The sequence below is a fragment of the Longinema margulisiae genome, assembly GCF_025266855.1.
GTDB lineage: Bacteria > Spirochaetota > Brevinematia > Brevinematales > Thermospiraceae > Thermospira.
This window is the reverse complement of the sequence record NZ_CP053071.1, coordinates 1,603,254-1,629,464: the sequence shown is the minus strand read 5'-3', so window position 1 is coordinate 1,629,464 and position 26,211 is coordinate 1,603,254. Positions and strand designations below refer to the sequence as shown.

The window sequence follows — 26,211 nt, the reverse complement described above, 5'->3', positions numbered from 1 at the left end:
CGGCGGCTTTTCTCCTATCAGGCTGTTTTTACCTCGATCTGACGAGGTTTGAAGTCTTCGGCTTTGTGAAGAACAATGGTGAGAATGCCATCCTGATAGGATGCTTCAATGTTGTCCCGATTCACCTTGTTGCCAATGCGGAACTCACGATGATAATCGCCCAATTCAAACTCTGTATCAATAGCCCGCCACTCCTTGCCAACTTCTACCGTGGAAGCCTCTACCACCAACCTGTCATCATCTACCTTGACCGAGAGCGTATTTTTGTCTATCCCGGGCATCTCCATCAGAATGACATAACTATCACTCGTTTCATAGATATCTGTAGCAGGAATGAGTCTTCTTTTTTCCATAGCCACCTCCTTATTTCACCTTAACTTCAATCTTCTTGGGTTCTTTCTTCTCCCGCTTGGGCAAGAACACCAGGAGGATACCATCCACCAGTTTTGCCTCTATCTTTGATGGATCTACTTCTGCCGAGAGACGGTAGCTTCGGCTTTCAATGGGTTTCAGTCTTTCACGACGAATCCACTGGACATCTTTCTTCTCTTCATCGTTTGTCTTGAGGGTGATGGTGAGAACATCGTTTTCGTAGTTTACCTCCACACCCTCCTTTTTGACTCCGGGAGCAAGCATCTGGATCATATAGCCGTTGTCGTTTTCATAAATGTTGGCGTAGCTGAGTCTCGTTTGTCTTGCTTCCTCCCAGAAGAAAGGGGTATCCAGAAGGCTATTCATGAGATGTTTCATTCTCTCAAGTTCGTAGAAGAGATTCATCATAGGGACCTCCTTATGAAATCTTTACATCAATCTCTTTGGTTCGAGACTCACCTGTCTTGGGAAGTTCAATGGTAAGCACTCCCTTCTTGTACTCCGCTTTTGCCTTGTTGGCATCCACCTCTCGAGGAAGTTCAATACTGCGGCAAAAGCTTCCGGAAAATCTTTCGATCCGGTGGTAGTTTTTGTTTTTCTCCTCACGTTTTTCCGTTCGGGAACCGCTGATCGTGAGGATATTGTCGTTCAATTCGACCTTGATATCCTTCTCATCCATGCCGGGGAGGTCTGCCTTCACAATATAGGCTTTGTCTGTCTCTTCAAGGTCGACATTGAACGACCAGGGGGTATCCTCAAATGAGGTTACCCAATCGGAGCGGAAGAATTCATCAATCCAGCTGAAGGGACTAGTGTTTTTTCGGATGAGTTTCATAGGCCACCTCCTTTTTTGTTTTTTTCTTTCAAAAAAAATTTGCAAAAAGTGTGCCAAAAATGAGAAGAAAAAGCGGAAAGAAAGGATGTTCCAGACAACTTTTGGGAGAAGAAAAAATTAGTCTAAGTTCAGAAAAAAAGAGATCTTACAAATTTGTCTCTTACCAAAGCAAAGAAGATACTATTTTCTAAAAAAGGGAACAAAAGAAAAGAAATATCGTCCTTTTTGATACAGAAAAGAAAAAGAGTTTCTTTATGACGCATTTTTTATTTTTGCCTTTGTGTATTTTTGATACAAAAATTGACTATTTTGCGTCTTGATGGTGAAATATGACACAGGCAAACCAGAGGGTATTTTCTCTTTCGCGAGGGGGATTATCCCTGGCTCTTTTCTGAGAAGATGCTTCCCAACTTCTGCTGAAGGTCCCTATCTAAATAACGGAGAAGAAGGTTCTTGGGACGTTTGAGCTGGGAAACATCCTTGCAGACAATCTTCTGGTTTTCAAGATCAAAGAGGGCTTTGTTGGAGAGTATATTCTGGAGGGCACGGTAACCTTCAGGATGGTTAAGGGCAGTAAATTTCAAAAGGTCTTCAAACGTGAGAGAAAAGGTATATCGAACCTTTGGGGCAATCTCCACACGAGCCTTGAGGGCCTGGATATAGAGGGCATCGTAGAGCCGTGTCTCATAGTCGGTAATCATCATATTGAAAATATGCCTCTGCAAAAACCAGATCCTATCAGAAAGGAGCGTGATAATCTTGGTAGCAATCTGAGGGTGTTTTTCTACCAGGGCCCCAAAATTCTCTCTCGATATCGACATGAGAAGAACCTTTCCCGAAGCCATGGCGGTGGCATTGCGGGGTTTGTTTTCCAGTATAGCCATCTCTCCAAAAATATCTCCGGTTCGTAAGACATTGAGAAGGATTTCCTGATTATTGACCACTTTGAGAATTTTGACTTCCCCATTCTGGATAATGTAGAGATTATTGCCAATCTCATGCTCAAGAAAAATCACATCCTTGTCTTCAAAGGTGACATAGAAGTCCTTCACATCCGGTTCGTGGAATTCTATATTTTTGCCGTGCTGTTTGTAGAGTTTCAGGATAGCTTCTTTGGCTTTGGCTACATTGGTCCCGTTGGGGCATTGCTGGACATAGCGGACATAGCCGTAAACTGCTGTTTTGTAGGCACGCATCTTGTTCTCATAAAATGCAGCTATTTCATAGAGATGAGAGGGATCCTCAAAGACCTGCTTCTGACCGGAAATGAGGGTGAGAATACTATCATAAAGACGAAGTTTCTGACTGAAAAACCGCAGGATCTTCATGGCAATGGGAGTATTTTGCTGAATGAGAAGATCAAACTGGTCCCTTCGGATCTGGATCAGGGTGGTATCCTCAAGGGCTTCAATGGTATAGAGGTTTGGCCGGCGAGCCATACAATCCACCACACCAAAAAAATCCCCCACACTCAGGGTTCTGTTCTCCTGAGCCACATGAGACATGAAACTATTGGTTTGTTTGACGCTTCCCTGTTTGATGATATAGAAAACATCCTGCGGAGCCTGACCTTCAACAATGGGAACAACACCTTTTTTGAGAAGAACTGTTTGAAAAGCCTCTGGCAAGGCTATAGTCCCCCTTTTTTCTGTATGTACTCATGAACGGTATTCATATCTTTGTCCCCTCTTCCAGACACATTGATAATCACTATATCGGAAGAGAGGAAGGTGTGCTTCTGTTTGAGAAGGTAACCAATCGCATGACTGGATTCAAGCGCAGGGATAATGCCTTCATAGCGAGCAAGGTATATGAGCCCTTGCATGGCCTCATCATCGGTAACATAGGCGGCCTGAAGCCTCCCAATACCTTGAAGATAGGCAACTTCCGGCCCAACCCCGGGATAGTCAAGCCCGGCGGAGATGGAATGCACAGGAAGCACCTGCCCATAGTTATCCAAAAGCACCTTGGTCTTACTCCCGTGAAGAACCCCGGGGATACCAAAATTGAGAGTGGCCGCATGTTGTCCAATACCTGTCCCGGTACCTCCGGCTTCTACCCCAATGAGATGAACCTCTTTGTCGTCAAGGAAGGGATAGAAAAACCCCATCGCATTGGAACCACCCCCAACACAGGCAATGAGATGGGTAGGAAGACGATTCTCTTTTTCGAGGATCTGGGCTTTTGTCTCCTTGCCAATAATAGATTGAAAGTCCCGCACAATGGTAGGATAGGGATGGGGACCGGCCACACTACCAATCAAGTAATGAGTGGTCTGCACATTAGCCAACCAATCACGGAAGGCCTCATTCATAGCATCCTTGAGAGTCTGACTCCCCTCTTCCACCGCGTGGACCTTAGCCCCAAGGAGTTCCATTCGCAAGACATTCAAAAACTGCCGTTTGACGTCAAGCTTGCCCATATAAATCTCGCACTCCATCCCCATCATAGCACAAACGGTGGCTGTAGCCACCCCATGCTGCCCGGCTCCGGTTTCAGCGATGATGCGCTTTTTGCCCATACGTTTGGCCAAAAGGATCTGCCCGATGGTATTGTTGATCTTGTGAGCACCGGTATGATTGAGGTCTTCTCGTTTGAGATACACCTTGCATCCCACATCTTCGGAGATACGACGGGCAAAATAGAGAGGGGAAGGCCTTCCTACATAATCTTTGAGGTAACCCTCAAGTTCTTCTTGAAAGGAAGGGTCTTTTTTGGCCTCTTCATAGGCCTTTTCGAGTTCCTCAAGAATGGGCGTAAACGATTCAGGGACAAAAATACCACCAAACTCCCCGAAGTATCCCTTCATCGATTTCTCCAGAGGTGATAGATTTTGTCGGTGATCTGTTTTGTCACATCAAGGGCGGCAAGATCCTCTTCTGGGGTTTTAAGGGGGGTACGATTGTTGAGAATACAATCGATGAAGTGCTGCTGCTCGAGTTTGAGGGCATTGTCCCTGTGCACAAAAACACGCTCCACAAGGCTTTCCTGGCGATATTTGAGTTCTTCTTTCGCCACCTCGTACTGAGCCTGGGGTTGACGAGTGATGGTGATTTCCTGGGTGTCGTAGTTGAGAAAAATATAGGCGTCCTGCTGAGAAACAGCCAAGTGGCGCATTTTGGCCTGGGTGACACGACTAGCGGTAATAGAAGCCACCACGCCGTTTTCAAAGGAGAGGATAGCGGTGGCTACATCTTCAAAGTTGGAGTATATCCGTTCTCCATAAGCCTCGACGTGAGTAACGGGTGACCTGGCAAGGGAAAGTACTATATCAACATCGTGGATCATGAGATCTAAAACTACCCCAACATCCCTTATACGGCTCTGGGGTCCCATACGCTGTGCCTGGATGAGGTAGGGTTTCTGGACAATTTTGGTGAGTTCCTGCACAGCCGCATTGAAGCGCTCCACGTGTCCCACCTGAAGCACAAGTTTTTTCTGTACGGCAAGATTGAAAAGCTTTTCTGCAAAATAAAGGGTTTTGGTGATGGGTTTTTCTACAAGAACATGTTTTCCCTTCACAAGGGCCGTTGAGGCGTATTTATAATGAAGATAGGTGGGTACAGCAATAATAACCGCATCGACACTGTGAAGAAAACTCTCATAATCAGTATAGGCTTTTACCCCATATTTTTGACCGAGAGACTTCACCTCTGCTTCATTGATATCACAGATGGCACAGAAGTTGATTCCTGGAATCATGGAGAGGGTGTTGATATGGTATTTTCCCATGTGCCCTGTGCCAACAATGCCAATCTTGAGCATGACTTCCTCCAGAAAAACACTTTGTTTTATTGTAAAGCAGAGAAAGATTTTTTTCAAAGAAAGGCAAAATGGTTTTTCAGGCATAAAAAAAAGCGCCTGACGTTGCAGGCGCCCTTAGCCCTATCGGGATTTGAACCCGAGTCGCCGCCGTGAGAGGGCGGTGTCCTAGACCAGGCTAGACGATAGGGCCATGTCTCTGGGGCGGAAGGATTCGAACCCTCACAAACAGATCCAGAGTCTGTCGTCCTGCCATTAGACGACGCCCCAGTGAGGATATATATTATAAGGAGAACGAAGCCTTCCTGTCAACTTTTTTGCCATTCATTTGTAAAATTTCATCCGGACTTCTGTGGTCCATCCATAGGCTGGCATGGTGGTATCCGGATAACTCTCTATATCAATACTCTCCATTCCGATAAAAAACTCTCTGGCCAAACGAATGCCACTATCCTGGGAAAGGGTGGCCAAAAGAGTCTGGACATCAATTTTTGCCTGCATACCGCTGCGCTGTTTGGGGCTTACAAAAAACTCTGGAAGAGAGATGCCTGTCTTCTTCTCGTAAATATCCTTGATACACTGGACAAGCAATTCCTTGTCTGAAGCAAAGAAAAACTCATTCTCCACCACACCAAAGTAGAAAGAACCATTGGTCATTTTGTAGTGGTAAAAAGGCAAGGTGAAAATTTCAAAGGCATAGAGGGGTTCCTGTTTTTGCAGAACCATGTTTTTGAGAGATTCCATGAGATTCTGGGCGAGAGTACGGTTCTTGATACCAAGAGAGCCATAATACAGAAGCTGTGAATTGGAGAAACGATCAACAACAAGGGAAAAACGCCCCTCACTATTGTGAATAAGATCCCGCTCAATATCAACCCCGTAGTCTTTTTTTAGAGAAGCAAGAAGACCGGCTATTCCCATGATATCAATCCTGTCCACCGATCGATAATACCGATAGAGAAGGGATATATTCATTGAAACCCTGGCCAAGAGAAGGGGATTTCCTCTCACGTAGCTCAGGGTGTCAAAACGGGGGTTATTCTCAAACTGCTGGAGTTGATAGAGGAATTCCTGTTGCTTGGGATCAATAGCGGCTGTATAGAAACGAAGAGAAAGGGCTTTAGCGTCAAAAACAATACTCACCAGTCCAAAACCAGCGGGAAGGTTTACCTTGTCCGAGACCCCCGTCCCTCTGGTAATGGTACTTAGATAACGGCTCTCAAACCATATCCATCCATTCTGCCACAGATTGGGAAGCCTGGGGGTAGCGAATTGAAAATCTTTGCTTTTGGTGAGCTGGTTGGAAAGAGAGGCAAAAACCTCCTCACTTTGAGAGAGAAGAAGGTAGTTAGAAACAAAACGAAAGGCTGTGGAAGGGAGATTTTTCTTGAGGTAAGCCTCAAGGGTTTTTCGGTTCCCAACAGGGAGGGCAAGATAGCCTTTGCCCTCTGTGACATGCACAAAAGCCATGGGAGTATTGGTTTCTATCCCAATGCCAGCGATACTCTTTGGATCAAGAATATCCACGCCATAACCGGCAAGGCTTTGTGAAGAGAGTTCTGCCCACTTCTGCTTGAAGTTAGCCCCATAAAAATGGCTATAAAAAAAACGAAGGCTTTCTACTAAGTACCTGTGAGAAGGTGCATAGAAAACAAGCTCTCCTCTGGCAAGCACATGGTCTATAGCACGTTCACTCCACCCTTGTTGAACAAACCCTATCACAAGAAGAAGAAAAAACAACCCCTTCTTCACATAATCTCCTCATAGGGGACTTCACCACGACGCATAGGTTTTGGCATAAAAAGGATCTTGTAGGCCTGTTTTTTCTCTTCTTTTTCCTTTTCCATAACCACAGGCCGGAGCATTTCAGAGGGAACAAGAATGGGCTTGTGAAATTCCACGGAGAAACGAATGGCATCAAGCGGACGGATATCGAGGCGTTTTTTCCACCATCCCCACCGCATCTCTACTTTTCCACGCCACAAGCCCTCTGATTGGTAAAGGGAAATGTTTTCCACCTTTATCCGAAGGGTTTTGAAAAGGTTTCTGAGAAGAGGATCTGTCAAAAGAAAAGGAATACCCATAATTTCTTCCGATGATCCCTGGATAGGGATATGAAGAGCCACTTTCTGGCTTTTTTCTGTAGAAGTCAAACGAAAGGTATAGCTGCCAAAATGCGGATCAAAGAAGACACGATCAAAGGTCACAGAAGCAAAGGTCATATTTGTCTTTTTGGCCATGTATCCTCCTCTTCTCTCTTCTCTTTCAAAGCCATATATAATGTAACTATTTTCGAGAAAAAAATCAAGTAAAGAGACCTTTGCACGAATGTGCAAAGGTCTCGAATACTTATTCAACCATCTTTTCTCTTTCAATTTTGGGCTATTTTTGTTATCCGTCTTCTTTCTTCTATGAAGCGCTTCCGCGCGGGACAAAAGGGGCTTCGCCCCTTTTGAAAACCCCGTCCCCGCCCCTGCGGCGGTTTCTGTGGCCACCGACCTGTCTCCCGTGGTGCGGGCTGGAACAAAAACCTGTAGCCCCGCTCTCTTCTGTAGCCGCCAGGGGACAGCCCTCCCTGTCTGACCCCGGGCTTCCTCGCCACCTCCTGTGGCTCGGCCAGTGGTGAAAAGGCGATGGCTTCCATTACCAGCCCGCGGGGCACGTGTCCTTTGCAGGGGCTTCTTTCAGGTGACACCGCAGGCAGGGGCGGGGAAGCTATGGCGATGTTTCAGCCCCAAGGGGGATTTCTGAGACCACAGGACCCAGGGCTATGACCTTGTTTCAGCTAAACAACCCATCGGTTAAACGTTTAACCTCTATCTATATAAACACCATATGTCTTTTGCTATTACCATTTTTCAGCAAAAAACCTCCTCCTAAGCTGAAACATGGTGATAGCAAAGAGTATCCTCTACCCCAGGGAAGAATGAAAAGCCCTATCACCATGTCTCAGCAAAAGCCTCTGCAGCTCCGCTTCGGTGGGCTTTTGGGGAACAGCAACAGAAGATGTCGCCCCGGGTGCCTCCTGCACCCTCACTCCGGAAGGACTTCCCCCTTACGACAAAGGATGCACAACCGCAAAAGCGGCCCGGTGAGCCTCCTGAGCGAAGTCGAAGGAGGGTACTGAGCGAAGTCGAAGTGGGGTACAGAAAAAAAGAGTGAAAGAACAGAGCTTTCTCGTGTTATTTCCCTGTTCATTAAGAAATGTGAAAATAGGTATTCAGTTTCATATGTAAAACGACAGAGAAAGGCGAAATAACCTTTCTCAACAAAAAAATGTCCGTAAACATACTCTCCTCTGCATCTTTTTTTTCAAAAAAGCCTTATAATGTACATGAAATCCACTATCAGGAGGTAAATGTGAAAAAACTCTCTTTTCCCCAAATTCTCAGGCGAATTTCTCTCGGGTTCTTTCTGGTGCTGGTAACCACCCTCACAATTCTCCATCAGAAAATACCTTCTCTTCCCTCCATTGATGCCCTCTGTCCCTTTGGCGGTCTGGAAGGGCTTTATCAGTGGGTGGCGAGTGGTGGAATACTCCAGCGACTTCAGCCATCCTCGTTTGTTCTTCTTTTAGCTACGGCGATTTTAGGAGTGGTTCTTGCCCGCTTTTTCTGTGGATGGATATGTGCCCTTGGGGCTTTGCAGGGTGTCTTCGGATGGTTAGGACGAAAGGTCTTCAAAAAACGCCCCACCATCCCAGCAAAAGTGGACAAATATTTACGTCTCCTCAAGTACGTAGTCCTTGTTGTTGTGCTCTTTCTCACCTGGAGAGCGGGAAGCCTCATCATAAGGCCTTATGACCCCTTTGCCGCCTATGGTCATCTCTCTGCCGGCTGGGAAGAACTCTGGGGAGAATTTGATTACGTTTCCAACAGGAGACCTGAAAGAGAGAGAAAAGGATAAAGAAGTTACCCCTGGCTCAAAAGATTTTTGTCAACTGTAGTATACAGGGAACATTTTAGATAAACAAGTTTTTTCTGGGGAAAGTACCCTTTTTAGGCCATAAAACAGGGCAATAAGTACGTACCATCCCTATGTTTTATATCACATCCTGCCAGTAGACACCATCGATAGCCTCATCACGATTATAGTAGTAATGCAAACGCACAGCAAGAACATTGGTTGCCCCTTCTCTTTTCCATACCCCTACATCCATTCTCTGGTTTATGGTTCGCATCACCCGTTCTGCCCTTGAGGTTGTTCCTGGCAAACCATCTTCACTGTCACAGGCGAACATGTCTTTTTGAGCACGAAGAAGATAATAAAAACAATGTTTGCGCCCTTTTTCGTGAAATAAGTCAAGAAGATTCTGAATATGCTGTCTGCGCTCGCTTTGATAACCAAGTCTTGTTTGCCAGTCATTTTTGTACCCCAAGAAACAGGCTTTCCCTGTTTCAGCGACAATATTTGTCCACTCAGAAGAACGATATCTCACTCTATCAAGACGAAGAAAATACTTCAATTGATAACTTACATGCCACAAACATCGTTGAAAAACGATACCGGGATGTTTGCCCTGGTTAATCCCTGTATCTCCATCGACAACAAGAAAAAACCGAGAAAAAGAGTGTTTTTCTTGAATGGGCTTAAGAAGTTTGTCCCAACCTGCATGGTAATTATCCACAAGAAGGCCTGCTATTCTTGTATTTTTTCCTGTCAATGGGGAGGCTTGTTGCCTCTCCTGCAAAAGAATTTTAGCTTCTTCTCCTTTTTTCTTGCCCTGAACAGGAATACCCGTCCCATCGGCTTCTCCACAGGGTTTTTCTTTTTCTGAGATACTGAAATGTATCTTTCTCCCAATATTTTGAAGGTTTTTCCAGAGGGTGCTAAGACCTATTTTATACCCTGTGAAGGAAAGAATACGAGCGGCCACTCGATAGGTGGTAAGAGCCCCGGCTAAAGCCACTCTGTAGATATCTTTCAGGATTTGCCTTTTTCGCTTTTCTACACCAAGAAGAGATCTTGTGAGAAAAAGTTTTCTTCCACACTTTTTGCATTGAATTTGGAGCTGAGGAAGAGTGATCTTTCCAAAGGGCATCAGAACAAAAACAGTGTTTTTTCCATGCTTTGTTTTCCATATGAAGTGATGTTTTTCTCCGCATGTACAGGTGATACGACCTTCTTTTATTTCTTTTTCTGCCACTTCTACAGAAATCTGATGAACAAATGACTCAAACACTCCTTTGATGGCCTGGAGAAAAACCACCACTAACGTCTCAAGTTTTGTGTCAGGGTAGTCGATAGTCAAAGTGAAGGTGAATTCTTTACGCATGGGTTCCTCCTTGTGTCCTATTATCGGCCAGGGAGGAACTTTTTTTTGCTTTTCCTCATCTTCCCACTGCAGGTCTCCTGAAAAAAACGTTACCGAGAATTTGCTGTCGGTTTCGTGATCCTTGTGGGAAGCCTTGGTCTTTCTTTTGTGTATGAACGCTTTTTTTGCAAGTACCTCTGCCCCTTGGGGGCCTTTCTTGCTCTCATAAGCCGTATCAGCCCCTTCCGTATCAAGCGGGATAATACTACCTGTATCCACTGTAGTCTCTGTGATAAGTCCTGTCCCATGAACATTGATGTCCAGCACCCTGACGTCGTCCGTTCTCCCGAGTGTATCAACTGTCAAGAGTGTGTTACCGTCTGTCCAACCAAAAAATCCACTCTCTTCAATACCTGGGCCGGCAAAAGGCTTTCTCCTCTTCTTGTCGCCATTATTGGGCTTGTGATCTATGCGACCACGGTGGGTATAGCCTACTTCACAGGGAATGCAAGATTTACAGAAGTTTCTCTCACAGAACAGGCATCACAAGGTATCTTGACTCCAGACAACATCAAGGGCTCTCACACCCTGGCTGAGGTGATCAAGGCCTTTGGAATAGAGGAAAAGTCTCTTTATGAAGCTCTCCAGTTCAGTCGTGAAAAGGTTCCCCCTGAAACACGTATCAAAGATATTGGCGATCTCATAGGCAACCCTGACTTTGAAACAGAATTTGTTCGTGAAGAGGTGAGAAAACTTCTCGGTATCACCAATACCACGAATACCACCGTCTCTTCTGCCCCATCTCCTACCCCTACCCCAAAACCTGTAGAAAAAACACAAACTCAGCCTTCGTCTCTGGTTGTCCCGGAGGGTTTCTTCCTCGAGGGGACGATGTCTATTCAGGATATCGCCAGGGCTCTCTCCACTACCCCCGAAGTCATCGTGAAAAAACTTGGACTTCCGGCTGATATACCAACCGATAAACCCCTCCGGGATATGAAAGACACGTATGGCTACACCATACCTCAGCTGAGGGATAAACTCTCTCAAAAATAGGGCTTGAAAAAATTTCTTTCCCTGCGTATAACCCCCTATGGGCATCCCGGGTGGGATGCCCATTTTTCTTTGACGGAAAAGAACCTTCTTGAGACCCTTGCACGGGTGCTTTCTTGCCCTTTTTAGGTCAGGGGCTACGCCCCTCTCCCCCGATTTTTCTGTTTACAAGGGGAGACCTTTGCACATTCGTGCAAAGGTCTCTTCCTTGATGTGCAAAGATGATTCTTTTATGATATACTATTTCCACGGAGGCGTACCCATGAAAACCATACAGATTATCCTGACATTCACCACCACCCGGCGGGAGGAACTCATTGATATCACTTCGGCTATTGAAAATGTCGTTTCCCAAAGCGGCATCACCACAGGAATATCCCACGTCTATGTTCAGGGGGCCACTGCCGCCATTATGATTCAGGAAAACTGGGACACCTCTGTACAACAGGATGTGATAACCCTCCTGCGAAAACTGATTCCTGTGGGAGTATGGCAACACGACAAACAGGACGGCAATGGAGATGCCCATCTCAAATCCGGGCTTGTTGGCCCATCGGAAACCATCCCCATTATAGGAGGAAAACTTGGCCTCTCCACCTGGCAACATATCTTTCTCTGTGAATTTGACGGCCCACGAAGAGAAAGAAAGGTGGTGATTACCCTCATGGGAGAAGAAAAGGGATAATAGCCAACGTCAAGAACAAAGAAAGAAGCCCAAAGTCCTCCTTTCCCCGTCTTTTAGCCGCGGGACAAGGGAAGTTCTATCATCTCATAGGTCTTTGGACCCGGTACCATATCCCTGGCATACACTGTCCACACCCAGGGAAAACTATCCCAGAAAAACGCAAGAAGCATCTTCTGTCTTTCATGGTCCATCTCAAGCATCACATCATCAAAAAGAAGCAGGGGAAGTCTCGCCTGGTCTCGAAGCAGGGTGGCCACAGTGATCTTGAGAAGAAGCGAAAGAGCCCTTTTTTGCCCCTGGGAAGCCACAACGCGAAAATTTTTGTCTTCAAGTCGAATTTCAAAGGTATCCCGATGAGGCCCTATGAGGGTGTATCGCCTCTGATATTCCATAGCCCTCACTCCCTCCAGAGCCTTCGCAAAACTTTCCTTTATGCTGTTTTCTATACGAAAGGTATTAAGCATCCGAAGTTCTACTTTCTCCCCATAGAGTTCCCTGTACAATTCCGAAAGCCGGAGAGACATCTGTTTGAGATAAAAAAACCTCTTCTCAATAACCTGGCTTCCTAATTCTATAAGCTGTCTATCCCATACCCTTGCTTCACGGGGATCCGCACGAAGTTGCGTATTTCGCTGACGAAGAACACGAAAATAGGTGAGCCATACCCCCCTATACTCCTCATCAAGTACAAAAATCATCTCGTCTAACACCCTGCGTCTTCCCTCCGCTCCGCCGTAGAGAAGAATGGTATCCTCGGGCAAAAAAAGAAGTACAGGATGATGGTGTCTATACTCCCTTGCCGTCACTGTTTTCCCGTTTTTCCTGTAGAGACGCTCTGATGGGGTATACCCAAAGTGGTATTCTTCATGGTGAAATATTCCCTTGAGAGAAAATCCCTGCCATCCCCATGAGATAGCATCACCTAAGTTGATGGTTCGAAAAGACTCTCCCGTCAGCCACACAGAGAGAGCCTCTAAAAGATTGGTTTTCCCACTGCCATTAGGGCCAACAATGACCGTCTTTTCAGGGATTTTCTCAAGATACACCTCGTGATAATTACGAAAGCCTGTAATCTCAAGAGAACTGATCATACAACTAAGAAGATGGCTTTTTGAGTCTCACATGTTTTTTGGAGAGGAGTTTCCCCTCTAAATACGACAAACCATCCTTTGGGGCAATGTGATCCCTGTGAAGAACAGGAAGCCCCTCAAGCGTCGCTAAAGCCCTGTGAGGGGTTAACCCTGTTTTCTCAACAATTCTTTTCACCGCTTCAAACTCATTTTCAGGTGCCTCTTCATCAAAAAGAGCCCTGTAAATAGCCCCATTGAACTTGAAGGGTGAGGCCGTACTGCATACTAAAACAGGAACTTTGTCTTCTATGTCCTTCCAGTATTGCACAAGAGCATGATACGCCACCGCGGTATGGGGATCAAGAAGATAGTTCTCTTCTTCATACACCTGTCGAATGGTAGAAAGGGTCTGATGTTCTCCTGTCCAATAACCCCACATCACCTCATGAATTCCCTTCAGCGTCGTCGCATCAATCTTGAAACGCCCCTTCTCCTGCAGTTCAAGATACCAATTCTGGATTTTCAGGAAATTGTGTTTGGTGATTTCGGTGAGAAAACGTTCTAAGTTAGAAGAAACTAAAATGTCCATCGAGGGACTATACGTCTTGTAGAACGGTCGCTTGCTTTCATACACACCCGTTCGCAGAAAATCGGTGAGAACATTGTTCTGATTTGAAGCACAGACAAGACGACGAATAGGAAGCCCCATCTGTTTGGCATAATAAGCAGCCAAAATATTACCAAAGTTCCCTGTGGGAACCACGACATCAATCTCATGCCCTATCCCGAGACCAAGAGAGTGAATCAGTTTCGCATAACCCCAAACATAATACACGATTTGAGGAGCAAGCCTCCCCCAGTTAATAGAATTAGCTGAAGAAAGTTCATAGCGGCGAGAGGTGATTTTTGCCCGGAATTCACTATTGGCAAAGATAGCCTTCACCATTCCCTGACAATCATCAAAATTTCCCTCCACCGCCACGACATGGGTATTCAGTCCCTCCGTCGTGAGCATCTGAAGTTTCTGGACTAAACTCACCCCCTCATCGGGGAAAAACACATAGATTTCCGTCCCGGGAATATTCTTGAACCCCTCAAGAGCTGCCTTGCCGGTATCCCCTGAGGTAGCCACTAAAATCACCGTGGTGGTATGTTTACCTAATTTCTTTTTGGAGAGAACAAGCCAATGGGGAAGAATCTGGAGGGCCATATCCTTGAAAGCGGCCGTTGGTCCATGCCACAGTTCCAGAATGCCCACCCTGTTGGATAACACCTTCACAGGGGCAATCTCTTCTGTATCAAAGGTCGTGGAATTATACGCCTCTTGAAGAGAAGACTTCAGTTCTGCTTCGGTATAAGCCCCCTCTCCCTCACAAAAGTAGGGAGCAAGCACATGGTAGGCCACGTCGTGATAATTAGCCTTCGCAAGAAAAGAAAAATCTATCGTGGGAATTCTCTCCGGAAGAAAAAGCCCCCCTTTGGGTACCATCCCTTCTACAATGGCCTCGCTTATACCTACCTCAGGATAATTTCCTCTCGAACTGATGTATCGCATGTCCTTTACTCCTCAGTTGGCTATAAGTATAAGCCAAAAAGAGAAAAAAAGCAAATGGAGACCTTTAGGGGTGTTTTGCGTCGTTTCCCTCCCCTCCATAATAGCTATTCTCGCCATTGGGGAAGCTTGCTCTTTCCTCTCCCGGCCCATGGGGCTTCTTTTTCTGCGGGGGGCTTAGCCATAGTCGTGCGAAAAGGTAAAGGCTATTCCCTTATTTCAGCTACAACCCTCTGATGAGCTGAAACAAAGTCATAGCCTCTCCAGCGGGGTATTTTCCAAACATCCCCTTTCCCCACTGAGTCCCGGAAGAAAAAACATGAGGGCATGACACAAATGTACCACGCCCTCACCTGTCACCTATCGCTTTTTTCGAATAAAAAACTCCACCCTTCTATTTCTGGAACGGACCTCATCCCGCTGTTCCTTTGTCATCGTTGGGGTAATGACCTTGTATGGCCTGCTTTCGCCATATCCAGCCCAGCTCAGTTTCTCCGCAGGGATTCCTCTTGAGACAAGATAATCATAGACCGCCTTTGCTCGCCGTTCAGAGAGTTGCTGATTGAAATTCGGGGTAGGACCGGGAAGATCATCCGTATGCCCGGAAACCTCAATGAAAAAGTCTTTTGTGAGACCGTACCTCTCCGGTTGACTGAAAAGCCTCTGGAAGACTTCTATCACTTTGTTGAGGTTCTCACGACTCTGAGGGGTAAGTGTGGCCGAATTGAGGGCAAATCGAATACTGCTCATCCTGATCCGAAGCCCATCAGGTGTTCGTTCCACAAGAACGCCTGTGGTGAAATTCGTCTGGATGGTATTGGTATGACCAAGAACATCCACTGCCTGAATTGTCAAAAGATAATCCTGAACAGACTCAACAATTTCCCCATCGTCTCCCACTCCATCCCACGAAAGTACCTCATCCCAGAGAGACACATCCTCCTCAAAGGACTTTGCCCATAGTTTTATGAGAAGGGGTGGCATATTTTCTCTCACCTTGTGAATAGTGGTAGTATAAGCGGCAAGCCCTGCCAAATCCCAGAAATTCTCTCGAATCTCCATGATATCGTTTTCTCCATCTCCATCCGGCGTAAACACAAGGGGGGAAAAGGCAAGACTCATCCGTGGAGGCTGACTATCCACAATGATATCTTCCAGCTCTGCCCGTATATAGTTCCCATCACTATACGACACATTCCACTGAATGGTATAGTAGCCGTCCGGTACAAAGCCATTACTGCCCTCTCCTTTCCAGATCCAGGTATTCTGCCACCTGTTGGTCGTCATCTGATATGCCGTTTCCCCCTGCTGGTTTATGATCTGGATTTCGGAGAATTCTATCCTGTTGGTCTCCGTAAGAGTCCCTGTAAGAAGAAGTGAAGTTTTCCCGGGAATAATGGCCGTATCACTCACCTCAAAATTGAGTTCAGGAAAACTTCTCACTAAAGCAATATTGGAGACCCACTCTATGGTGACATTAGACGCCATGTCCCGGCTTATCGTTTGGAGGTGATACATCCCTTCGGGGAGATCCTTCCCCTGGTTGTCCTGTCCATTCCATACAAAACGGGAAAAGAACGGTCCACGCCACTCCCCACTTCGAACAACTCGCCCAGTGGAATCAACAAGACTGAGTTGATACACATCATTTGATCTTCCCTCAGGCTTTGCCTCCACCAGAAGCACATCCCTTCTCCCATCACCATTAGGAGAAAAGGCTGGCCTGTCCACAGAAGGGACAAAGCGTGGCGGTACACTATCCACCTCAAGAAATCTCGGGGTACTCTGGGGATTCTGTCCATCCTCATAGAGAGCCACAGCCTGATAGCTATACACCCCATCCCTTAACCCCTCCGCAGGAACCCTGATCACAGAGAGCCACTGGTTCGTGGTAAGCCTGTACACTACCCTCTCATTCTCTCCCTTGAGGATAAACTCAAGACTCTTTATTCCGGCTGCATTCCCCTCAAGGAAAAAGGGGATATCTCTCTGCGCCCGGGGAGAAACAAAAGCCTGTGGGGTAGAGACAAAAAGCCTCTCTCTTCCTGTGCGTAGCGTCACCACAACATTCGTTTGCACACGGTGGCCAACCCTATCCTCAGCCTCTACCATCAGGGTATATCGACCCTCAGGGAGAGGATTAAGCCTTGCATCAAGCCCTGTCCATTCTATATCCCCTTGCCACTCAGAAGCCATTTTTCTGTCATAGAAGACCGCCCTTCCACTCTCGTCCATAATCGAGAGGGTCACCATATCATTGGAATCAGCCCTGAGAGCAAGGGTAAGAGGAAGTGTTCTCTGTCTTGAATCAGGAAGGGGCGAAAAGATGGTATAGGGCAACCGAAGTGAAATCTCTGGAGGGGTATTATCTAACACAAACTTCACAGGACCAGAGACGGGCTGATTACCACTTTCATAGAAGAGTTGAAGCCGTGCCGTGTACACTCCATCTGAAGCCCTTTTTCCCTCCTGATCCTTGCCATCCCAGACAAGAGAAGAGGGAAGAGGGGGTTTTCCCGTTTGTTCGCGCACCAGTTTTCCCTTCTCATCCTCAATAACAAGCCTCCAGTTGGTCAAAAGTTCCTGACTGGAAGCCTGTGGCGTGAAAAGAAGTACATCCCCTTTCCGTGCTGAAAAAGCCTCCTTTGAAGAAATAAGCGACACCTGTTCCATGGTTCGTACCAACCGCACAGGAAGAGAAACTGTAGCACTATTGCCTGCTTCACTCTCCACACTCACCACCACCTCATATATTCCTTCCGGCGCACGTCCATCTTGTGTTTTCCCATCCCACACAAGCGAAACTGGAAGTTCCCCTTCGTTTGTCCATACCGATTGAAATACCACCGATTTTTTTGTATCAGACACCATCATGGTAAGCCTGTCGCCGGGAAGCGTTTTGAGATTGGTTATCTGAACCACAAGGGTCTCCTGGATACCATCATCATTGGGAGAAAACACTGAAGAAGACGGGGAAAAACCCACCTCACGTTTAGCCGTATCAAGCACAATGGTTTGCCAGGGAGAAAGACTTTCATTCTCATTGAGATCCTTTGCCCGAATTCTATAACGATACTCCCCATCAGGCAAAGGTTTGCCCTCACTATCCCTTCCATCCCATTTGAGAGAGGAAGGAACCTCAAGCCCCTTATCGGGAGTCACAAGCCGTTCAAAAACCTGATTCCAGGAAAGCGTTCTGGTTTCAAAGGACTGCCAGCTTTGAAACTTTCGTACCACTGTATTTTTATTGTCCACAATCTCCACTTCCCAGCCCGAGAGTTTTCCATTGTCTGTGATGGGAAGAGAAATAACCGCCTCATCCTTGACTCCATCCACATTGGGAGAGAAAAAGACCGTCTGACTTGTTTGAATCACAGGGGGTCTGTCGTCATACTGACCCCACGCCACAGAAAGCATCACCCCATGAGACAGGGACGGTTTTGACTGCATCCCATACCAGAGCTGGACCTCCGTGTATTCTGAGGAAGGGGTTTTCCCCATACGCACCAAAAGATTGGTGCTTTTTCTATCAAGGGCAAAGCCTCCTCTCAAGCCTACCCCAAGGCTATACCCCCCTCCCACACCAAGACCAGCCTCGCCAAAAGGAAATTGATACCCACCCGACACTAAAAGAGTATCAAAAAGGGTATGTTTCATCCCCACACCCCAGCCCACAGAAAAAGGCACCACCGAGAAACCGACATCGCTTTGAAGCCTCATTTCATAATTTTCCACCACCACAGGAGAAAAACCTCCTCCGATGGCTATACCAAAGGGTTTCCAGGGAGTTCCTTCTGGTAAAAAAGCCCCCACCCCTATGTTTTTCAAGACAACCCCATAATCCCAGTGATAAAACCCAAACCCTTTTCCCTCTCCCCCTCTCTGGACCATTCCCACATCAACAAGAAAAAAGGTCTGATTATTGACCCACCCGGCATTTGCCTTGATCCCAAGCGAGAACCAGCGTGAAATAGCCCGAGCCCAGAGCATCTCTCCCGAGAGAAGAGAAAGCGTCGTATCATAAGAAAAACGTCCACCAATAGTCCCCAGAGGAAGCGGAAGTCCTCCTTCAACACGATACACCGCTTTTGCCCCCATACCCTCTAGAGAAAAAGCCGTATGCCACCTGGTGATGTTATAAAGTGCCGGGTTTGCCCAGGCCGACAAACTCTCATCACTCAACCCTGTATATCCTGTTCCCTGGGCATTTACTCCATAACCTAAAAAACTCGCCTCACTCCCTGCTGGAAGAGAAAGAGCCATTCCCAGAACAGGCAAACACACCCAGAAGAAGAGAAATATATTCCGCATTTTTCTACCTCCCGAAGAAAATCTCACTTCATTATAGAGAAAATCTCTCTCCGTTGCAAAGAAACGAAAGAAAGAAAGAAAGACAAAAAGAGACCCTTGCACGGGTGTTTTCTTCCCCTATCTGGGTCAGGGGCTACGCCCCTCTCCCCCGCTTTTTCCATTTACAAGGGCTTATTTGTCTTTTTTTGTTCAAAGGAATAGTTTTATTTATTACGTTAAGGAACATTTTTATACTATTTTTTGTTTTTTACTACTTTTTTGAGACCTTCGCACATTCGTGCAAAGGTCTCAAAAAGAGAATTCCCATCCTTTCTTCTCGCCCCAACCTTCATACTCCACAATGCCCCTTTTTGCACAACGTATGTGCAAAATTGTGCAAAAAATAAAATGAAACCGATTTCAATACTATTCCATTTTTATTCTACAAATCTATTTATTCAATAAAGAAAAAAATGTAACTTTTCCTTTTCGGGAAGAAAGCAAGACTTTGGCATAGATATTGCAAAATTGTTGTAGAATCTTCGAAAACCAGAGAATAAGGAGGGTTTATGAAGAAGGTATGGTTTTTGGTAGTGGTAGGAATGTTCCTCTCTTTACCTCTTTTTGCGGGGGTGATGATGCAGGGCTTCTACTGGGACGTTCCCGCAGGTGGTACATGGTGGGATACCATGAAGAGCAAGGCGTATGAACTTCGGTATATGGTGGGAAATGGTACCAAGTATGGTATCAACCGTATCTGGTTCCCCCCTGCTTCCAAGGCTCAGGGTGGTGGGTATTCGATGGGGTACGATCCTCATGACTATTATGACCTTGGGCAATACTATCAGGATGGAACCACAGAAACACGGTTTGGTTCCGCTTCAGAACTCAGGTCTGCTATCTCTACCTTCCGCAGCTATGGGATTGATTGTATGGCTGACATCGTCATCAACCACCGTTCCGGTGGAGCCAGTGAGTATAACCCCTACACGGGTGGAAATACCTGGACTGATTTCCGCAATGTCGCCAGCGGCAAAATGAAATGGCAATACTGGGCATTCCACCCCAATGCCAGTTGTTCGTATGATGAAGGTTCTTTTGCGGGATTCCCTGATATCTGTCACAAGAATGCAACCGTAACCAACGACATCAAGACATGGCTTTTGTGGATGAAGAATGTGGCCAATGCTGGATTCAGCAGCTGGCGATGGGATTATGTAAAGGGTTTCTCTCCCACTGTGGTGAAAAACCTCAATGCCTGGACATCACCTACCTTTAGTGTAGGCGAGTACTGGGATGCCAATACCTCCACCCTTGACTGGTGGGCCAATGCCGCTAACTCTTCTGTGTTTGATTTTGCTCTCTACTATACCCTTCGCGATATCTGTAATAACAGTTCTGGTGGCGGATATCTCCCCAATGTGTTTGACTATAGCAAGAGTTTTGCTGCCAAGAACCCATTCCGTGCCGTAACCTTTGTGGGCAACCATGACACAGATGAGATTTATCGAGATAAGATGATGGCGTATGCCTTTATCCTCACCTACCAGGGATATCCATGTATCTGGTGGAAGGACTACTACAACTATGGATTGGCCACTGGTGGTGGAGCAGGCACCGGTTGGGGAAATGGTATCAAACAGCTTGTGTGGTGCCGTGAGAAACTCGGTGGCGGTGCTCCTCAGATTGAGATTCTCAAGAGTAACGATGGCGACTTCATTATCTACGGAAGCCGTGGATACTCCACCTCAAGCCCTGGATATATTGTGATCATCAATGACAATCCCACCCAGTGGAAGGGAGCCTGGGTCCAGACAGGCAATAGCTACCTCAAGGGCAAGACCCTCAAGGCCTATGCGTGGTCTTCGACAGTGAGCGGGCAGAACTATCAGCCAGCCAACAAGTACTGCGATGCCAACGGTTGGGTTGAGGTCTGGGCTGCTCCTCGTGGGTATGCTGTGTACTCGGTGGATGGACTGTAAGCGTCTTTGAGTTCTCCTTCATCGAGCCCCTGCAGTAAGCAGGGGCTTTTTATTTTGATACCCTTCCTCTTTCCTTGACTTTTCATTGCCTTTCAAGTATACTTTTTTAAGTAAAACCAAAAAAAACAAAAAGGGTTTCTCTATGCCTATCTCCGAAACCGAACTCTCGATGGCTATCTGGAAACTGGAATATATGGGGGAGTCAAAATTCCCCTATCGTCTTCGAATTATTCAGGGCGAGAGAGTACTCCTTGCTTTACGAACACAGGACAAATGGCCTGGAGCCAAAGGAAATGCGTTCTGTCTTCCCGATGAAAGTAACCCGTTTCATGAAGGACAGGTCATTGAAGAAGTACCCGTGGTCTCCTTCCAAAGAATTGGAAAACGTCTCGTTGTTGTTTTAGATAGAATGAAAAATAAAAGGTGTGACTTCGTTTTCGTAACCAAATCATTCAAAAATAAACCAGGCACTTATGAAACCATTTTCTGGCGCACCCAGCAGGGAATCAAGGAAAGAAAACCAAGAGTTAAGCTTTCCGTCTACAAAAAAGGTGAATTCACCGTCTGGATAGATAAACAAGAAAAATACCCCTGGAGTTTTGGTTCTTGTTCTATTGAGAAGCATAGTCTGCCAGCAGGAGACTACGCTTTAGTCATAAACAATGAGATACTCGCACTGGTGGAAAGAAAAACTTTTCAAAACCTTCTCGCTGAGTTTAGACACCTTGCAGCCTTTCATCAAGCTTTAAGCGAATTAGAACGCTATCCCCATGCCGCCTTGGTCATTGAGGCCATCTATGCCGATTTTTTGAATCCAAAGAAACAAAGTTTCTATCCTCCTTCTTTCTGTGCCGCCGCTCTCGCAGAAATTCAAGCCTTTCATCCAAAACTCTCCGTAATTTTTGCTGGATCGAGAAAATTGGCCAACGAATGGACATATCAGTTTTTTCGGCTCTTATATGGTTGGAAAAACCAGCAAGTTTCCTCTCTTGTCGCAGAGCCAACAACGGTGTATTTGCCACGTGAAATCACTGGAAATTGTTATACTCAAATCGAGGAAAAAATTCTCTCTCTTTTGCCTTCCTCTTTTACACTCAAAGAAGCTCACGAGACTTTTTCCCAGATGAGCAAAGAAACCCTCAAGAAAAAGCTCGAAGAACTCTGCAACAAAGGAATATTGTCTGTCAAAAAAGAAAAAAATCGTCTTCTCTGGACGAAAAATTTTTCTTCCTCCCCAAACTAAGAAAGTATTGAGACCTTCGCACATTCACGCAAAGGTCTCAATATTTGACATTCCCCTCTCTTTCCGTTAAGATAATACACCCTGAAAACAAAGCAACAGGAGGTGCACAGTGGTCGCTTTTGTTTTCCCCGGCCAGGGATCTCAGAAAGTCGGGATGGGCAAGGAACTCTTGGAAAAATACCCCTTTGCCCGAGAGATGTATGAAAAGGCGGATAACGTCCTCGGTTTTTCCCTTTCCAAACTCTCTTTTGAAGGACCGGAAGAAGAACTCACCAAAACAGAAAACGCCCAAGTAGCTATTCTGACGTATAGTATTATCGCCCTCAAGGCTCTCAGTGAAAAAGGCATTCAACCCGCGGTCGTTGCTGGCCATTCTTTGGGAGAGTTTTCAGCTCTTGTCGCCTCTGGCATGCTCTCCTTTGAATCAGCTCTCAAACTCGTTCGCAAACGAGGAGAACTCATGGCTCACGCCGACCCTGAGAAAAAAGGGGGAATGGCTGCTGTCTTAGGTCTTCCAGCCGAGGTGGTTGAAGAGGTATGTGCCGAGGTTTCTCGTGAGGCTTATGTAGAGCCTGTCAACTACAATGCCCCTGACCAGGTGGTTATCTCCGGTCTCAAAGAAGGCATTGCGAAAGCCGAACCCATCCTCAAGGAAAAAGGAGCCAAAAGGGTGATTGTTCTCAACGTGAGTGGAGCCTTTCACTCGAAACTCATGGCAGAGGCCGCCACTCACTTCAAAAAGGTTCTGGATGAAACACCCTTTTCCAGACCAAACTGTCGGGTGATTTCCAACGTCACCGCCAGAGAAGAGGACGAAACCAATATTCGAGAGATGCTTTTCCGTCAAATCCAGAGCCCTGTGCGATGGGTAGAAAGTGTGAGGTACATGGAAAGCCTTGGTGTGAGTGAAATCATCGAGGTTGGACCTGGCACTGTCCTCACAGGCCTTGTCAAAAAGATTTCTCCCGCTCTTCCTGTGAAAAGCTGGGAACAATTTCTCTCTGAATAATCCAGGAATATGGAGGTAGATATGTCCAAAAATTATTACGATATCCATGATATCATGAAACTCTTGCCCCACCGGTATCCCTTCCTTCTCGTTGACAGAGTTATGGAAGTCAATGAAAAGGGTGGTTGGGGATACAAAAATGTGACAATGAATGATGAGTTCTTCCTGGGACACTTCCCGGGTCAGCCCATTATGCCGGGGGTACTCATCATCGAGGGTATGGCTCAATGCGCAGGGTTTATCGGTCTCACTCTTCTCAAACAGGAAGCCGACAAAAAGGGAGAGGTATACAAAGATAAACTCATTCTCTTCATGGGAGTGAACAATGCCAAATTCCGCAAACCCGTACTTCCAGGGGATCGCCTCGAGTACCATGTGGAGATCATCAAGTTTGGTGGTCGGATTGGAAAGTTCCAGGGATATGCCAAAGTAGATGGTGAACTGGTAGCCGAAGCGGAAATGATGGCCATGATCACCGACAGAGAACAGGCATAACCCCTTTTTCAGGAAAAGACTACCAAAACTGCCCGGCTTCTTTCCGGGCAGTTTTGTTTTGGGAGGGTCTATGACATCAAACGAAAAAAACGAAGTCGTCGTCTTAGTGGAAAACACCACCTATAATCCCTTTCTCTGCGCGAAGCACGGGCTTGCTCTTGGTTTTTCCCATCATGGAGAATGGATACTCCTCGATACGGGTCCGGATGGGTCTATCATAGAAAATGCCCGTCATCTTGGCTTCCCCTTAGAAAGAGTATCCCACCTTGTTCTCAGCCACGGGCATTATGATCACACTGGGGGGCTTGAAGCCTTTTCCCACAACCATTTGCTTCCCAAACTCTGGGCTCATCCCCTTGCTCAAAAGCCAAAGTATCGCTCTGATGGTTCTTTTATTGGCATGACGCTTCCTCTCGCTTTCCAAAACGTATGGACACCGGTAGAGAGACTCACCGAGATTCTCCCGGGATTATGGGTTCTTCCTCCAGCTGAAATCATTCATACCGATGATACCCACTTTGACAATCTCCTCGTTGAAGACAATGGCCAAAAAGAAGGTGATACCTTTGAGGACGAACTTTCTCTCGTTATCGACCATGGAGAGTCTATCAGCCTTTTCACAGGATGCGCCCATCGAGGGATTACCAATATCATTGAACAGGCCCTTCGCGTGTTTGACAAGCCCATTCAACTGGTGATGGGAGGTTTTCACCTGCGGCATACCCCTACAGAAAGTCGTCGGGTGATGATTGAACGTCTGAAATCCTATCCTGTCTCTCACTACGCCGTTTGCCATTGTACAGGTATAGAAGCATATCACGAAATGAAAACTTCCCTAGGGAAACGGGTAGAATACGCTTCAGCTGGTAGCCGCTTCCATCTTCTCCCCTGAGAGAGGAAGAGAAATACCATACACCTGCTCATAACGCTCTTTGAGATAACGGGCAAAGTAAACGGGTCGCAAGGGTTCTCCCGAAACACGCCTGACTAAGACCTTCGCCTCATATCGTCTCCCGTGATGATGGATATTCTCTCTCATCCACTGGAGAATCGGAGCAAAATCTCCCTTTTGCACCAGAGAAGGCACATCAAGCGTTCTCTGCAACGTGGCATACCACTGAGCCGCATAGAGATTTCCAAGAAGATAGGTAGGGAAATACCCAAAAGAACCATGAGCCCAGTGAATATCCTGAAGAACCCCATGGGCATCATCTGGTGGCGTAATCCCTAAGTACTCCCGATAGAGATCATTCCACAAAGCTGGCACCTCAGAAAGATTAACATCCCCTCGAAAGATTTTTTTCTCTATCTCATAACGCACCAAGATATGAAGACCATAGGTCACTTCATCGGCCTCGGTGCGAATAAGCGAAGGTTTCACCTCATTCACGGCTCGAAACATCTGTTCTGGAGTTATACCATCCAATAAAGGGGAAAAGATTTCCTGCATGGTTGGCCATAGCCACACAAGAAATTCAAAGCTCCGTCCTATTTGATTTTCCCAGAAACGGGATTGCGACTCATGAATACCCAGACTCACCGCCTGAGCCAAGGGCGTATGTTCCCACTCTGGCAAAAATCCCTGCTCATAGAGCCCATGGCCGGCCTCATGAAGCACCCCATAGAAAGAAGCCAGGGGATCATTCTCATCATACCGTGTCGTAAGTCGCACATCATCAAGCGCCAAAGTAGTAGAAAAGGGATGCGGTGAAATATCAAGCCGCCCACGCCTTGTATCGAAGCCTATCCGTGGAAGAATCCACTCACACAGGCTTTTTTGTTTTTCTATGGAATAAACGGCATGAAGGAAATCCTTCTGCGGTGGCCTGCCATACTCCTGAATAGCCTGGAGAGCGCCCTGCATGATAGGAAGCGTCTCAGAAGCGATGGGATCAAAATCCGCTTCTTTCAGGTTTTCCTCATGCAGATCAAGAAAAGCATCATAGGCATTTGACCTTTTATACCCAAGGGCATACGCCTTCTGAAGAGAGAGATCAAAAACCTTCTGCAAAGAAGGAAGAAACAATGTAAAATCCGACTTTCTTTTGGCTTCATGCCAGGCTCCAAAAGCCTCAGAAACAGCCGTCGCTAACGCTGTGGCAAGATCCGTGGGAATCTTCACCTCTTTGTCTCTATCCCTTTTGAAAACCTCAAGAATCCGTTTCTGGTCAGACGAAAGATCTTCTCGTTCTGAAAAAGAACTGAGCGCCTCATCCCAGAAGGGATCGCACATTTTTTCATGCCAGAATTTCACAAAAAGACTTATCTCCTCACTTCGTACCCTGGCACCACCCTCTGGCATGTAGGTTTCCTGATCCCAGGAGAGAAGGGCAAGTGTTTTCTCAAGAAGAGAAAGTTCCTTGAGTTTCTCAAGAAGAGTAGACCATGCTATCATAAAGACTCCTTTTCGCTCTCTATTTCAGAACAAGAGACTTCTGGGAAGTTCTTTTTCTTTCCGCTATCGACAACTTCCGCCTCTCGGGATGCCTTCTCCCCTTTTCTCAAAGAGTTTTCTGCCGTCTTTACCTGATTCTCGGTGCGGTTTATTATACGACATCTCAGGAGAAAAATCAATGCTTGTCCGGAGTGTCCCCCTCAAGAGAAAAAAT

21 protein-coding genes and 2 tRNA genes are annotated in these 26,211 nt (G+C 46.4%); 8 read left to right on the top strand and 15 right to left on the bottom strand.

Annotated elements, in window-relative coordinates:
• Positions 1–17: 17 nt before the first annotated feature.
• The 10 genes from BREVNS_RS07335 to BREVNS_RS07290 form a co-directional block, all read right to left on the bottom strand.
• Positions 18–353 carry an Hsp20/alpha crystallin family protein gene (locus tag BREVNS_RS07335; RefSeq protein ID WP_483426369.1) on the bottom strand — a complete coding sequence of 112 codons (336 nt, stop codon included), beginning with the start codon at positions 351–353 and terminating at the stop codon, positions 18–20.
• Between the two features lie 10 nt (positions 354–363).
• Positions 364–780, bottom strand: a complete 417-nt coding sequence (locus tag BREVNS_RS07330) for an Hsp20/alpha crystallin family protein (protein ID WP_483426368.1) — start codon at positions 778–780, stop codon at positions 364–366.
• Positions 781–790: 10 nt separating this feature from the next.
• Positions 791–1,207 (bottom strand): Hsp20/alpha crystallin family protein, encoded by a 417-nt coding sequence (locus tag BREVNS_RS07325; RefSeq protein ID WP_483426367.1) that lies wholly within the window; start codon positions 1,205–1,207, stop codon positions 791–793.
• Positions 1,208–1,581: 374 nt separating this feature from the next.
• The gene (locus BREVNS_RS07320) at positions 1,582–2,835 is read right to left on the bottom strand and encodes a Crp/Fnr family transcriptional regulator (protein ID WP_483426366.1); all 1,254 of its coding nucleotides are present in this window, start codon (positions 2,833–2,835) and stop codon (positions 1,582–1,584) included.
• Between the two features lie 2 nt (positions 2,836–2,837).
• On the bottom strand, positions 2,838–4,016 hold the full coding sequence (gene trpB / locus BREVNS_RS07315) for a tryptophan synthase subunit beta (RefSeq protein WP_483426365.1): 1,179 nt from the start codon (positions 4,014–4,016) through the stop codon (positions 2,838–2,840).
• The gene (locus tag BREVNS_RS07310) at positions 4,013–4,972 is read right to left on the bottom strand and encodes a Gfo/Idh/MocA family oxidoreductase (RefSeq protein WP_483426364.1); all 960 of its coding nucleotides are present in this window, start codon (positions 4,970–4,972) and stop codon (positions 4,013–4,015) included. The genes trpB and BREVNS_RS07310 overlap by 4 nt, the downstream gene beginning before the upstream one ends.
• A 115-nt stretch (positions 4,973–5,087) precedes the next feature.
• Positions 5,088–5,162, bottom strand: a tRNA-Glu gene (locus tag BREVNS_RS07305).
• Between the two features lie 6 nt (positions 5,163–5,168).
• Positions 5,169–5,239, bottom strand: a tRNA-Gln gene (locus BREVNS_RS07300).
• A gap of 54 nt (positions 5,240–5,293) precedes the next feature.
• Positions 5,294–6,721 (bottom strand): hypothetical protein, encoded by a 1,428-nt coding sequence (locus tag BREVNS_RS07295; protein ID WP_483426363.1) that lies wholly within the window; start codon positions 6,719–6,721, stop codon positions 5,294–5,296.
• Positions 6,718–7,209, bottom strand: a complete 492-nt coding sequence (locus tag BREVNS_RS07290; RefSeq protein WP_483426362.1) for a bifunctional nuclease family protein — start codon at positions 7,207–7,209, stop codon at positions 6,718–6,720. The genes BREVNS_RS07295 and BREVNS_RS07290 overlap by 4 nt, the downstream gene beginning before the upstream one ends.
• 1,120 nt (positions 7,210–8,329) lie before the next feature.
• Between BREVNS_RS07290 and BREVNS_RS07285 the strand changes: the two genes are divergently transcribed.
• Positions 8,330–8,875: a 4Fe-4S binding protein gene (locus BREVNS_RS07285; protein ID WP_483426361.1), complete on the top strand. Its 546-nt coding sequence runs from the start codon at positions 8,330–8,332 to the stop codon at positions 8,873–8,875.
• Between the two features lie 136 nt (positions 8,876–9,011).
• On the opposite strand, the gene BREVNS_RS07280 is transcribed toward BREVNS_RS07285, so the two are convergent.
• Positions 9,012–10,244, bottom strand: coding sequence for a hypothetical protein (locus tag BREVNS_RS07280; protein WP_483426076.1), 1,233 nt, complete (start codon positions 10,242–10,244; stop codon positions 9,012–9,014).
• A gap of 114 nt (positions 10,245–10,358) precedes the next feature.
• On the opposite strand from BREVNS_RS07280, the gene BREVNS_RS07275 reads away from it, so the two are divergent.
• Both BREVNS_RS07275 and BREVNS_RS07270 read left to right on the top strand, forming a co-directional pair.
• Positions 10,359–11,279, top strand: coding sequence for a 4Fe-4S binding protein (locus BREVNS_RS07275; protein WP_483426360.1), 921 nt, complete (start codon positions 10,359–10,361; stop codon positions 11,277–11,279).
• Positions 11,280–11,538: 259 nt separating this feature from the next.
• Positions 11,539–11,961: a secondary thiamine-phosphate synthase enzyme YjbQ gene (locus tag BREVNS_RS07270; RefSeq protein ID WP_483426359.1), complete on the top strand. Its 423-nt coding sequence runs from the start codon at positions 11,539–11,541 to the stop codon at positions 11,959–11,961.
• Positions 11,962–12,014: 53 nt separating this feature from the next.
• On the opposite strand, the gene recF is transcribed toward BREVNS_RS07270, so the two are convergent.
• From recF to BREVNS_RS07255, 3 genes are all read right to left on the bottom strand, one after another.
• Positions 12,015–13,052, bottom strand: a complete 1,038-nt coding sequence (gene recF, locus BREVNS_RS07265) for a DNA replication/repair protein RecF (RefSeq protein WP_483426358.1) — start codon at positions 13,050–13,052, stop codon at positions 12,015–12,017.
• Between the two features lie 4 nt (positions 13,053–13,056).
• Complete coding sequence (gene thrC / locus BREVNS_RS07260) at positions 13,057–14,586, bottom strand: threonine synthase (RefSeq protein ID WP_483426357.1); 1,530 nt, start codon at positions 14,584–14,586, stop codon at positions 13,057–13,059.
• 357 nt (positions 14,587–14,943) lie between these two features.
• Positions 14,944–18,894, bottom strand: coding sequence for a FlgD immunoglobulin-like domain containing protein (locus tag BREVNS_RS07255; protein ID WP_483426356.1), 3,951 nt, complete (start codon positions 18,892–18,894; stop codon positions 14,944–14,946).
• A 548-nt stretch (positions 18,895–19,442) separates the two neighbouring features.
• On the opposite strand from BREVNS_RS07255, the gene BREVNS_RS07250 reads away from it, so the two are divergent.
• The 5 genes from BREVNS_RS07250 (at position 19,443) to BREVNS_RS07230 (ending at position 24,494) form a co-directional block, all read left to right on the top strand.
• Positions 19,443–20,855, top strand: coding sequence for an alpha-amylase domain-containing protein (locus tag BREVNS_RS07250; RefSeq protein ID WP_483426355.1), 1,413 nt, complete (start codon positions 19,443–19,445; stop codon positions 20,853–20,855).
• Between the two features lie 142 nt (positions 20,856–20,997).
• On the top strand, positions 20,998–22,098 hold the full coding sequence (locus BREVNS_RS07245; protein ID WP_483426354.1) for an ERCC4 domain-containing protein: 1,101 nt from the start codon (positions 20,998–21,000) through the stop codon (positions 22,096–22,098).
• Positions 22,099–22,207: 109 nt separating this feature from the next.
• Complete coding sequence (fabD, locus tag BREVNS_RS07240; protein ID WP_483426353.1) at positions 22,208–23,107, top strand: ACP S-malonyltransferase; 900 nt, start codon at positions 22,208–22,210, stop codon at positions 23,105–23,107.
• A 21-nt stretch (positions 23,108–23,128) separates the two neighbouring features.
• Positions 23,129–23,602, top strand: coding sequence for a 3-hydroxyacyl-ACP dehydratase FabZ (fabZ, locus tag BREVNS_RS07235; protein ID WP_483426352.1), 474 nt, complete (start codon positions 23,129–23,131; stop codon positions 23,600–23,602).
• Positions 23,603–23,672: 70 nt separating this feature from the next.
• Complete coding sequence (locus BREVNS_RS07230) at positions 23,673–24,494, top strand: MBL fold metallo-hydrolase (RefSeq protein WP_483426351.1); 822 nt, start codon at positions 23,673–23,675, stop codon at positions 24,492–24,494.
• On the opposite strand, the gene BREVNS_RS07225 is transcribed toward BREVNS_RS07230, so the two are convergent.
• Positions 24,462–25,997, bottom strand: a complete 1,536-nt coding sequence (locus BREVNS_RS07225) for a carboxypeptidase M32 (RefSeq protein ID WP_483426350.1) — start codon at positions 25,995–25,997, stop codon at positions 24,462–24,464. The genes BREVNS_RS07230 and BREVNS_RS07225 overlap by 33 nt on opposite strands.
• Positions 25,998–26,211 lie beyond the last annotated feature (214 nt).